The sequence below is a fragment of the Candidatus Competibacter denitrificans Run_A_D11 genome (assembly GCF_001051235.1).
Taxonomy (GTDB): Bacteria; Pseudomonadota; Gammaproteobacteria; order Competibacterales; family Competibacteraceae; genus Competibacter_A; species Competibacter_A denitrificans.
This window is the reverse complement of the sequence record NZ_CBTJ020000001.1, coordinates 30,043-41,690: the sequence shown is the minus strand read 5'-3', so window position 1 is coordinate 41,690 and position 11,648 is coordinate 30,043. Positions and strand designations below refer to the sequence as shown.

Sequence of the window (11,648 nt, the reverse complement as noted above, 5' to 3'; positions counted from 1 at the left end):
GCATTATACCTCCACGGCCTCGATTTCGCGCACCCAATGATCACCGCCCAATTGTCCGGCGGCAAAGCGCGCCAACACCTCAAACACCGCATCCGAGAAACCGCCCACGTTAAGCACCTCCTCGCGGGTTTGCGCCTGCACCGTGGCGTAAGGCTGAATGTCGATGCAGACCAGCCGCGCCCGTGGGTTGCGATAACGGAAGATTTCCCACTGGTGCATGGTTTCGGTGCCGCGTCCGTGCTGTGGATCGGCCCACGACTCGTTATCCGAGACGTAAATCACCAGATCGCCGGTGGCGTTGCGGTGATTCAACTCCGCCAGCGGTAAGCCGCAATTCGTACCGCCACCGCCGAATTCCGCCAGCTTTTGCGCATTCGTCAGCACGCTGTCACGCCGGTTCAGCCGGTGAGCGTGAACTTGGGTGTCGAACGGCAAGATTTCCGTCGCCGGGTTTTTCGCCAGCAGCGCCGAGGCCACCAGCGCCGCTACATCCACACACCGAACCGTTGTAGTTGCACCCTTGCGATGACCCGTCACCGGCGAGGCCATCGACCCGGATACATCCAGCAACACATACACCTGTCCCGGCAGTTCCGGCACATTCGCCAGGGCTACATCCAGCGCGCCTTGTAGAGCCTCTCGCACTAGGGCAGGCACTTGCTCGCCAGTCATGGTGTAGGCGCTCAGCAACTGGTACGGCAACACCCGCGCCCGGCGAATGGCTGTCGGATCGCGCAGCCGTTCGGCAATGCGCTGGGCCATTCCGCCGACCTTGAACACCTCATGCCGCGCAAAGGTATTCAGATTCATCCGTGTGGTTTGCCACGACGCCTGACAGGCGATGGCGACCCAGTGCTGTGGTCGTAAGGGCAGCGCAGTCAGCAATTGAAACGGCACATCCGGCACTGGCGCTTCCACATCATTTTTGAATCGCTCCAGCGCCTTAATGGCCTCTGGCAACAAGGTGGCCTCGTGCGGCTTGCCGATCAGCCAGGCATAGAAGGCCGTGCGCTCCGGTGTCGCCGGTTTCGGATGAACCATCTTCAGCACGTCCGCCAGCGATGGATCGTTGCCGACAGAAGCCGCCAATAGCCGGGCATCGGAACTGTCGTTCAGCCACTGCTGCACCAGGCGCTTGGGTCGGCTACCCAGCGATTTGCGCCCCACCACGCCAGACCGGAGAATCTGCACGACATTCCGCAACATCCGGCCATTGTCGATCACCTTGGCAAACGTCGGCTCCAGCCAGTCCGGGCCATGTTGGGCCAGCCACGCGGTCAGCAGCGCGGGCATGTCTTTCATCTGGCCGCGTTGCCGGGCATACACCGCCGTTTTAGCCACAAACGCCGGTTCTACCGCCGCGCACAGCTCCAGCACCGCGCTCAATTGCATCTCGGCATTGGCGTAGAAGGTGGTGTTCAGGCAACCGGTTGCGGCATATTGCGCCAGCGCAGCCGGTGGTGACAGCGCATAGGCTTTGCCACCGGCTTCATTGCGGGCGTTGGTTGCTGGTGGTAATCGACCGACTGACGATTTGAAAAGCTGCTTGTTGGCCATAGTGATGACTCCTTGTCTGAAAAGAATAGACGGCCTGAAGGAAATACCAGACCTCAAAAAAATGATTCGGTTCAAGGATCGAAAAATTAACGGCCAGCGAACCTGAAGACGAAACGGCTGCAATGAATTGTTATGATGATCTGCATGAAAGAACCCACTGAAGGAGCATTTGCTACGATGGATAAATCCATTGCCGAATTACGCCGCGATTACACCTTGGGCGCGTTGAGCAAGACGAGCGTTGATCCTGATCCCATCAAGCAATTTCAACGATGGTTGCAAGAAGCGATTGCAGCGCAATTGCCAGAACCGAACGCCATGACAGTCGCTACCGCCGACCTGAGCGGCCACTGTCATGCGCGAGCCATGTTGCTGAAAGTTTGCGATGCAAACGGCTTCGTATTCTTCACAAATTACCAAAGCGATAAGGGTCAGCAATTGCTTGAAAACCCCCATGTTGCGCTGGTGTTTCTGTGGCTGGAATTGCAGCGGCAGGTACGGATTGAAGGGACAGTCACCAAAATTTCCAGTGCGGAGTCGGAGGCGTATTTCCATACCCGACCACGGGAAAGCCGCCTGGGGGCATTGGTTTCACAGCAGAGTCAGGTCGTAGCAAGCCGCAAGCAATTGGATGAGCGCTTTCAGCAGTTGGCAGCGCAATATCCCGATGACGTTATTCCGATGCCTGAGCACTGGGGCGGCTATCGCGTGTGGCCGGTAATGATGGAATTTTGGCAGGGCCGCCAAGGTCGCCTGCATGATCGGTTGCGCTATCGCCGCGAGGAGAAGGGATGGCGGCTGGAACGGTTGGAACCCTGAAGATCAATCCTGACGTTATGAAAAGACGCCGCGTGCTTTCGCGCCGGAAGAGCGTCAGAAAGATGACGCTGCGCCGCAAAATTCGGTCAATCTAGCTTGTAGCACTTTTCTAGAGCAGAGTCCTAGTTGTACGGTAGGTTTTAGCCCATTCCCTTTGGAAATGGGGCCAAACGGGCTAGCAATGCGGTGAAGTGTATTTTTTATAAGACGATTCGACTCTAAATTGGAGCTTATTGTTGATGCAATCATGAAAAAGTTGCTAGACCGAACGTAATCGGTATAATCCCCCCCGTCGATGCTGGGTGGCTAATAATCAACCAAACCAATGCTTAACCCAAAGGCGACCCCGAATCCGGGTAAAGGTTTTCAGAGTCGGTAAGATTCAGAAAAACCAAAAAAGGCCGGGTCTCTATGCCCGACCGAAAACTACTAAAGGAGGTTGCGCGGAAAACAAGCCCAAGCATAAGTGTTTCCGCGCAAAGCAAGTCATTTTAAAGTTTGAGATTAGAACGCCCATTCTAAATCTCTTTATCCTTTCAAAGACCGACCCTTCTAGGTCGGTCTTTTTGTTTCCGTTACAGCAACCGCTTTGCAAAGTGAACCCTTGGCCGGATGTCAGTGGGCATCTCGCCCATGCCAAAATCGCTCTATCCGCGACGGTAAAAGACGATATCCCCGCTTAGCGTATTACGAAGTGCTGTGATCACGCCGCAGTGGTGGCGCGTTCGGTCAAATAGTTCTCACAGCCTTTTAAAGTCGAAAGCTTGGGATAGTCGAAATCGAAAATGGTAACACCCAGCTCCTTTTCCAAGCTCATCATGAGCCGCAGAAAATCGATGGAGTCCAATTCGATCTGATCGTGAAAACTAATATCGGGCTTAATCGCCTGGGTATCGGCGTTCGGTACGACATCGCTGAGCACGCGAAGGATGGTTTCGCGGACCGGCGGTTGGCTTTTGGCGTTCATGATTCGTTTCCTTGGCGCTGGAATAGCGCTAGTAATAAAAGCTCAAATCCTGATTTTTATATTTAAATGCTGCATCGCAACAAGTATGGCATTCCGCTTCGGCAAAATCAAGCAGTGCTTTTTTCAGATGACATCGCTTGTCGTGCCCACACAGTATAACCAAGCAATATGAATGCCAGATGACTGCTGCCTAGTCGTTATCGGGCGACTGCTGGCCTTCCAAGGTCGATAAATCACCCAACGGTAACCCCAGCTCGCGAGCGCGCAACAGGCGGCGCATGATCTTACCGCTGCGAGTTTTAGGTAAATCGGCCACAAATTCCAGTTCGCGCGGGGCGACTGCCGGACCTAAGCGGGTCCGGGCGAAACCCAGCAACTCCTTACGCAAGGCATCGCTTGCCGTATAGCCGGATTTTAGCGCCACGAACACTTTGATAATATCGCCGGCGAACGGGTCGGGTTTACCGATCATGCCGACTTCAGCCACTGCTGGGTGTTCCAATAGGGCGCTTTCCACTTCAAATGGTCCAATCAGATGGCCCGACGTTTTGATGACGTCGTCGGAGCGGCCCAGAAACCAGAAATAGCCGTCGGTATCTTGAGTGGCCAGATCGCCGCTCAAATACCAGCCATCCGCGAAACAAGCCTGGTAGCGGGCCGCATCGTTCAAGTAGCCACGAAATAGCGAAGGCCAACCAACCCGGAGCACCAATTCGCCGATTTCATCGGGTCCCAATGGCTCCAGCGGGCCATCGGAACGGCGCCGGACGATAGCCGCTTCGATGCCGGGCAGCGGCCGACCCATGGAGCCGGGCCGAACAGGATGAGCACCGTGATTGGCGATCATGATCGCGCCAGTCTCGGTCTGCCACCATGTATCGTGAAACGGCTGGCCAAAAACGGTTTGGCCCCAGAGCACGCCTTCCGGGTTAAGCGGCTCACCGACGCTGGCCATAAACCGCAAGGCACTCAGATCATGCCCGCGCGCCGCTTCGGAACCGATTTTCATCAACATGCGGATGGCGGTCGGCGCCGTGTACCAAATATTGACCCGCTCTTGCGCCAAAATGCGATACCAACGGCGGGCATCGAACTCCGCTTCATCCACCACCAGGGTCACCCCGTTCGTCAGCGGCGCGATGATGCCATAGGACACCCCGGTCACCCAGCCAGGATCAGCGGTACACCAATAAATATCACCGGGGCGTAGATCCAGCGCCAGCCGACCGGTCAGGCGATGGGCAATGACTGCCTCATGGACGTGGATGGCGCCTTTCGGGGTGCCGGTGGTGCCGCTGGTAAAATGCAGCAGCGCCATATCATCAGGCCGGGTCTTCGGTAAAGCACGCCGATCAGATTCGGCCGCCAGCAGATCATGAAACGAACCGGTTCCAGGCCCTGCCTCAGTCACGTCGGTCAGCAGCACCTGCCGCAGATCCGGCAAATCCTCGCGCAACGAGCGGACTTTGCGTTCATAGAGCGTGGCGGTGGTAACCAGCACACGGGCCTGGCTTTTAGCCAAACGAACCTTAATCGGTTCCGGGCCGAATGCCGAAAATAATGGGCAGAACACAGCACCGGCCTTCAGAGTTCCCAAGGCCGTCACGAACAGTTCCGGGATGCGGCCAGTTAGGGCGCAAACTCGCTCCCCTTTGCCGATGCCCAGTCGCTCCAGCGCATTGGCAAATTGATCGCTGAGGCGCGCTAGTTCGCCATAGCGGATTTCCCGTCGTTCGCCGTTCTTGCCCAGCCAGATCAGCGCTACCGCATCCCCCTGGCCGGAGTGAGTGTGCCGGTCTACCGCTTCCCAAGCGATATTCATGTTGCCGTCGGGCAAACCCGCCAATTCAGCGCGGGCGGCTTTCCAGACATTGGTTTGCTCGTGGGCGGTTTCGTTCGGTCGAGGGGAGTTATCGGTACTTCCACCAGTCATATCGGGGTTCTCCGGTTACCAATGGGCCGATGCATTGTAGAAAAAACCGGCATAGCAGGTACAAGTATCGCTACCGGCGAATTTTTTTATCCAAATCGCGTACCATAGCCACCGCTTGAGCCGATCTATTCCATCTCGGGTCCCGGCCCGGGGACCATCGCGAGACGCAGCCATGACCATCCGCAACCTTGAATATCTTTTCAAACCCCGTTCCATCGCGGTCGTTGGCCGGGGCAAATCGCCCAGTAATCCCGATGCGACAGTGGAATTCAACCTGATCGAAGGTGGTTTTAAAGGGCCGGTGATGCCGGTTAATCCAGATTACCAATCCATTTCCGGGGTGCTGGCCTACAAAGATATCGCGAGCCTGCCGGTGGTGCCGGACTTGGCGATTTTGACGACCCCGCTGGAGGAAGCACCGGCTTTGCTTAGCGAACTAGGCGTGCGTGGCACCAAAGCGGCACTGCTGTTAAGCCGGGAAGTGCTGCAAGACCACAGCGGCGATAGGCCCGCCCTGCTCGGTCAAGAGCTGACGCGCAAGTATCCCAATGGAGTCGAGTCCCTTAAGCAGCGCATTCTGGACACTGCCAAACCTCACCTGCTGCGCGTGATGGGTCCTGATCATCTTGGTTATGCGGTGCCCTCGGCTAATGTCAATGCCAGCCTAAACGCCACCCGGCCGCTACCGGGCAATATTGCGCTGCTGTGCCAATCGGCCGCCATGATGCGGGGTATCATCGATTGGGCCACCAGCCGCAACATCGGTTTCTCGCATGTGATTTCGGTGGGGATGCGCTGGGATGTGGATTTGGGGGATCTGCTGGATTATCTGCTGCGGGATAGCGGCACGCGGGCGATTTTGATGTACATGGAGAATACCCGCAACCGTCGCAAGTTCGTGTCCGCCGCCCGCGCCGCTGCGCGCGTCAAGCCGGTCATCGTCCTCAAACCACGCGATTTCCGGGCCGGTCCTTTGGAGGATGCCGTCTACGATGCCGTATTCCAGCGTGCCGGCATTTTGCGGGTGAACAACATCGAACAACTGTTCGGTGCCGCTGAAACCCTGGCCACCGCCAAGCCGGTGTACGGCAACCGCCTGACCATCCTTAGCAATAGCTACAGTCTGGCGCTGCTGACCAGCGATACGTTGTTGCGGCGTGGCGGCCGTCTGGCCGAGATCGGCGCCACGACCCGGGAGCGGCTGGCGCAGGATTGTCGCCCAGGGTATCCAATTGAAAATCCCGTCGATTTAGGTGATATGGCGGGTCCAGAACAGTACGCCAAGGCACTGGATTACCTACTGCAAGAACCCGGGACCGATGGCGTCCTGGTCATTCACGCCCCTCCGTCGGTGGACCGGTCGCTGGAGAGTGCCAAGGTGGTGGTGGATCGCGCCAAAAACCGGCGTTTGATCATGACTTGTTGGGTCGGCGAGTCCTCGGTCGAATCGGCGCGTGAGCTATTCAACAAAGCGCACATGCCGACTTATCGGGCGCCCGGTGAAGCGGTGGAAGCATTCATGCGGTTGGCCGAGCATCGCCGGACCCAAGATCTGTTAATGGAGACGCCACCCTCGATCCCGGAGGGGTTCACACCCGATGTGGAGACCGCCCGCCGTATCATTCAAATCGCCTCAACCGCCGGTCGATTCCGCTTGAATGCTTACGAAACCAGCCAGATCCTGAGCGCTTACGAGATTCCAGTCGCTCCGCTGTATTTTGCCGCCACGCCGGAAGCGGCCACCGACAGGGTGTTGGAGATGGGCGGGCCGGTGGCTCTCAAGATTCTTTCGCCGGATATCGTCCACAAGTCCGATGTCGGCGGCGTGGCATTCAACCTAAAAAACCCGTTGGAAGTGTTGGTCGCCGCTACCGACATGCTCAAGCGGGTTCAGGAGCTGGCACCTGATGCGGTGATTGATGGATTCGCGGTGCAATCAATGCAATCCCGCCATGGTGCCTATGAGCTGATGATCGGCGTCCGCACCGGCCGCCGGTTCGGGCCTGTGATCTTCTTCGGCCACGGTGGCACCGAGTCTGAGGTCATCGGCGACATCGCCTTCGCCCTGCCGCCTCTCAACATGCACCTGGCGCGGGATCTGATGTCGCGCACCCGCCTGTATGCACGCCTGGCCACCAATCGCGGTCGGCCGGTCGATTTGAATGCCGTGGCACTGACCTTGATCAAAGTGTCGCAGATGGTGATTGATCTGGCGGAAATCGTCGAAATGGACATCAATCCCATTTGGACGGATGCCGGCGGGGTGTTGACCCTGGATGCGAACATCTTGATTGAGCCTTCCACCGAGCCGGCGGCACAACGGCTGGCCATCTCACCCTATCCCAAGCAGCTAGAACGGGTCTACGATTTTCCAGATGGCCGTTCGTTTCTGATCCGGCCGATTTTGCCCGAGGACGAGCCGGGTCTGAAAGATTTGGTCAAGCGGATGCCGGCGGAAGATGTACGGATGCGTTTTTTTCAACCGATTCGTGAATTGCCGCACGAAATGGCGGCACGCTTGACCCAGTTGGATTACGAACGGGAGATGGCTTTTGTCGTGACCGAACCCAACAGCTTGCCGGGCAAGGGTAAAATTTTAGGCGCGGTACGCTGCAACGCCGATCCCAACATGGAGAAAGCCGAATACGCTATTTTGGTGGACCGGGCGATGACGGGCATCGGGCTGGGGCCTCTGTTGATGCGTTATATCATCAACTATGCCAAGAACCAGGGCATCAAGGAGTTGTACGGTGAAGTCTTGCGCGAGAACGAAGCGATGTTGCGGCTGAATCGGGCGCTCAACTTCAGTTTTCACACCTCGCCGGATGATCCTGGGGTGATTCATGTCACCTTACCGCTCAATTGAACATGCTATGCGATGGTTGGGAACCTTGCCGTGGTGATCGTGCAGGGTGGGAATGATGGCGGCGGTCAGGTCGCGCATACTCAGCCGGCTGACGTTGCGCCGAATCTTCGCCCATTCGATCAACTCCGGCGGCAGGTCTTGGTATTGCTCTGGCAGCTCCAGCAGGACGGGATCGAGCAGGCTGACTTCCACAGCCGCCGGGCGATGCAGATGAATTGGGCTTTCGGCTGGTGGTCGCTGATGTGGATGACGTGACGGCACTTACGGACCTCCTGAGCAGCTTTTTCGACGAGGTTGTCACGGCCCACTAGCCCGGTCATATAGCGCATGGCTCAGCCCACCGTTCACAGTAGTATCGTTAACGCCCGTGCTTTTCCGGCAGCTATCCCTGATAATGAGGCTAACGATCAGGATGCCAAAAGGAGTAGAACCATGGCCAAGACGATTTTGATTCTGGCGGCCAATCCGAGTGACACGCATCGGCTCCGCCTTGATCAGGAAGTGCGCGATATTCAAGCGGGTTTGGAGCGGGCGAGAAGACGGGATGACTTTGTGCTCAAGCAAGCCTGGGCGGTGCGCCCTGTGGATTTGCGCCGGGCGATATTGGACCACAAACCGGCCATCGTGCATTTTTGCGGTCATGGCGGCGGGCGAGAAGGCATTGCCCTTGAGGATGACAGCGGAAACGCCAGATTGGTGAGTACGGAGGCGCTGGCGGGGTTGTTTGCGCTATTCGCCAGTTCGGTGGAGTGCGTAGTGCTCAATGCCTGTTATTCCGCCGTGCAAGCGGAGGCTATCGCCGAGCATATCCCCCATGTGATCGGGATGAGCCAAGCGATTAGTGATCAGGCCGCAATGGAGTTTGCGGTGGCGCTCTATGATGGGTTGGCAGCGGGCGAGTCAGCCGCGTTCGCCTACCAACTCGCTTGCAATGCCCTCCAGCTTGCGGGCATTCCAGAACATCAGACCCCGGTTTTAAAGTCGAAGTCCCAGTCGCCACAAAACTCTTAATCGTCCCTTCGCACACACCGGGCGCGGCGGGGGGACTGTGGAATGTGCTCGACCAGCAGGCCAGCCGCTTTTTCATGGGCCGGGAGGCGTTGCTTGTCCATCTGCATGAACTGCTTCAGGCGGGTGGGGCGGTGGCGTTGCACGGCTTGCCCGGCGTTGGCAAGACCCAGACCGCGCTCGCCTACGCCATGCGCCATCGGGCGGAGTACCGGGCGGTGTTTTGGATGCGGGCGGCAACCCGCGAAGAGCTGATTACTGGTTTTAGCGAACTGGCGACATTGCTGGATTTGCCGGAAAAAGCCGCCGTCGAGCAGGAAATCAGCGTCGCCGTCGCACGGCGCTGGCTGGCGCAGGAAACCGGTTGGCTGCTGATTTTCGATAACGCCGATGATTTGAAGCTGGCGCAGACGTTCTTGCCAGCGGACAAAATGGGGCGATTGCTCTTGACCACCCGTGATCCAGCGACCCGCGCCTTGGCCGAGCCGGTAGCGGTGGACTGTCTGTCGCCCGAAGTCAGCGCGCTGTTTCTGCTGCGCCGCGCTGGACGACTGGCAAAGGACGCGACGCTGGCGGACGCGACGCCGCTGGATCAGACTATCGCCCAGACGCTGGGTGGCGAACTGGGGGGCTTACCGCTGGCGCTCGACCAGGCTGGGGCCTATCTGGACGAGATACAGATTAGTGTCGAGGAGTATCTGAAGCGGTATCGGGAAGCAGGTCATGCGCTGCGAGCCAGGCGTGGCGAGCTGGCCGACCACGACTCAGTGGCGGCCACCTTCGCGCTGGCTTTCGCGCAGGTGGCGAACAGCGACCCAGTGGCGGCGGATCTTTTGCGGTTGTGCGCTTTTCTTGACGGTAGCGGCATTCCTGAAGAGATATTCGGCAAAAGTATGGCAGAACTCAAGCAGAAGTTAGATCAGCACAATTGGTGGCGTTGGTTTTTTAGTATGATTCTGGGCAGGTGGATAAGAAGGGAGAGAGCAATCCAGCAACCTAAAGATTTGCATCAAATGGTGCGGGCCGCCTCCCGGCTATCGCTGCTGCATCGCGACCGCGATAATCGGCTGCTGGTCATCCATCCAGTGGTGCAGGATGCGCTGCGGGATGAATTAGATGATAAAGCCCGTGTCGACTGGATCAATCTAGCGATCCATCTAGTCAATGACTCTTTCCCTGAAGTGAGATTTGAGCACTGGCCTCGCTGTGAGCGTTTGCTGCCCCAGGTATTAGCCTGCGACAGATGGATTGCATCTCAAGATTTTCCACCAGTGGTGGTAGCGGCACGTTTGTTAAATCAAACCGGATATTATCTGCGAACACGAGCACGATATGAGGAAGCTGGACCGCTATTAAAACGCGCTCTGGCTATTAATGAACGGCTGCTGGGACCAACGCACATCAATACTGCAACCAGCCTCAACAACTTGGCCGGGCTGTACTGGTATCAGGGGCGGCTGGATGAGGCCGAGCCGCTGTACCAGCGCGCACTAAAGATTCGGAAGCGGGCGCTTGGGCCAGAGCACCCCGACACCGCTTCAAGCCTTAATAATTTAGCTGAACTATATCAGGATCAGGGACGCTTGGATGAGGCTGAGTCTCTTTTGCAAAACGCTCTGGCGATTACCGAGCAGAAGCTGGGACTGAAGCACCCTGATACCGCCCAAAGCCTCAATAACCTGGCTAGTCTGTACCACGATCAGGGTCGCCACACGGACGCCAAGCTGCTGTACCAGCGTGCCCTGACGATCCGAAAGCAGACGTTGGGGCTAGAGCATCCTGATACTGCCCAAACCCTTAATGATCTGGCCTTGCTTTACCACGATCAGGGCCGGCTGGACGAAGCCGAGCCGCTGTTTGATCACGCACTAGCGATTCGAGAGCGGGCGCTTGGGCTAGAGCATCCCGACACCGCCGGCAGCCTCAACAACCTGGCCGATCTGTACCGCGCTCAAGGTCGGCTGGCGGAGGCCGAGCCGCTGTGCCAGCTCGCCCTGGTGACTCGGGAACACGCGCTGGGGCAGGATCACCCCCACACCGCCACTAGCCTCAACAACCTGGCTAGTCTGTACCGCGATCAGGGCCGGCTGGATGAGGCCGAGCCGCTTTTCGAGCGCGCCCTGGCGATTTTCGAGAAAGCGCTGGGACCAGCACATCCGCACACACACGCGGTTCGGGATAATCTCACCGCGCTCAAAGAACGCAGGCAGTCGTAGCCCTCACGGGCACGGCCTCTTGCGCCGACAGAAGCCGACGAATGCGCCATCGGGCCGCTTGGGCGCGGTGTCTTTGGTGGCGATCCATTCCCGCCATTGCTGTTCGAGCGCGTAGATATCCCAGCCTGGCGCGGCTTTTCGGGCTTTGAAGGACTCTATGGGTTGAGGACAACCCCGTCAGCTTGAGGCGGAGCAATGAGCCTTGGAATCGCCTGCCTTGATTGAAGGGTGCGGCGATTGCGCCCAAAGCTACCCCCCCAGCGGCTCTTGATCACTTATCCG

The 11,648-nt window shown here is 57.8% G+C and carries 8 protein-coding genes; 4 read left to right on the top strand and 4 right to left on the bottom strand.

The genetic code is table 11. The annotated features are described in order from the left end of the window. Window positions 1-3: 3 nt before the first annotated feature. Entirely contained in the window at window positions 4-1,557 is a 1,554-nt protein-coding gene (locus BN873_RS00115; protein ID WP_048669835.1) for an RNA-binding protein, read from the bottom strand. Between the two features lie 177 nt (window positions 1,558-1,734). Between BN873_RS00115 and pdxH the strand changes: the two genes are divergently transcribed. Next, window positions 1,735-2,376 (top strand): pyridoxamine 5'-phosphate oxidase, encoded by a 642-nt coding sequence (gene pdxH, locus BN873_RS00110; protein ID WP_048669833.1) that lies wholly within the window; start codon window positions 1,735-1,737, stop codon window positions 2,374-2,376. A gap of 703 nt (window positions 2,377-3,079) precedes the next feature. On the opposite strand, the gene BN873_RS00105 is transcribed toward pdxH, so the two are convergent. Next, window positions 3,080-3,343, bottom strand: coding sequence for an acyl carrier protein (locus BN873_RS00105; protein ID WP_048669832.1), 264 nt, complete (start codon window positions 3,341-3,343; stop codon window positions 3,080-3,082). Window positions 3,344-3,533: 190 nt separating this feature from the next. Continuing rightward, window positions 3,534-5,276, bottom strand: a complete 1,743-nt coding sequence (gene acsA, locus BN873_RS00100) for an acetate--CoA ligase (RefSeq protein ID WP_048669831.1) — start codon at window positions 5,274-5,276, stop codon at window positions 3,534-3,536. Window positions 5,277-5,448: 172 nt separating this feature from the next. Between acsA and BN873_RS00095 the strand changes: the two genes are divergently transcribed. After that, window positions 5,449-8,142, top strand: coding sequence for a bifunctional acetate--CoA ligase family protein/GNAT family N-acetyltransferase (locus tag BN873_RS00095; protein WP_048669829.1), 2,694 nt, complete (start codon window positions 5,449-5,451; stop codon window positions 8,140-8,142). Here BN873_RS00095 and BN873_RS00090 read toward each other — a convergent pair. Beyond that, entirely contained in the window at window positions 8,128-8,403 is a 276-nt protein-coding gene (locus BN873_RS00090; protein WP_048669828.1) for a hypothetical protein, read from the bottom strand. The genes BN873_RS00095 and BN873_RS00090 overlap by 15 nt on opposite strands. A 171-nt stretch (window positions 8,404-8,574) precedes the next feature. On the opposite strand from BN873_RS00090, the gene BN873_RS00085 reads away from it, so the two are divergent. Together BN873_RS00085 and BN873_RS18670 are read left to right on the top strand one after the other, a co-directional pair. Continuing rightward, entirely contained in the window at window positions 8,575-9,153 is a 579-nt protein-coding gene (locus BN873_RS00085; protein WP_048669827.1) for a CHAT domain-containing protein, read from the top strand. Window positions 9,154-9,197: 44 nt separating this feature from the next. Further along, window positions 9,198-11,366, top strand: a complete 2,169-nt coding sequence (locus BN873_RS18670; protein WP_053085182.1) for a tetratricopeptide repeat protein — start codon at window positions 9,198-9,200, stop codon at window positions 11,364-11,366. Window positions 11,367-11,648 lie beyond the last annotated feature (282 nt).

Excerpts from the sequence above, each read along its gene's own strand:
- BN873_RS00105 (WP_048669832.1), bottom strand. The coding sequence starts at position 3,343 with ATGAACGCCAAAAGCCAACCGCCGGTCCGCGAAACCATCCTTCGCGTG.
- BN873_RS00115 (WP_048669835.1), bottom strand. The coding sequence starts at position 1,557 with ATGGCCAACAAGCAGCTTTTCAAATCGTCAGTCGGTCGATTACCACCA.
- acsA (WP_048669831.1), bottom strand. The coding sequence starts at position 5,276 with ATGACTGGTGGAAGTACCGATAACTCCCCTCGACCGAACGAAACCGCC.
- pdxH (WP_048669833.1), top strand. The coding sequence starts at position 1,735 with ATGGATAAATCCATTGCCGAATTACGCCGCGATTACACCTTGGGCGCG.
- BN873_RS00095 (WP_048669829.1), top strand. The coding sequence starts at position 5,449 with ATGACCATCCGCAACCTTGAATATCTTTTCAAACCCCGTTCCATCGCG.
- BN873_RS00085 (WP_048669827.1), top strand. The coding sequence starts at position 8,575 with ATGGCCAAGACGATTTTGATTCTGGCGGCCAATCCGAGTGACACGCAT.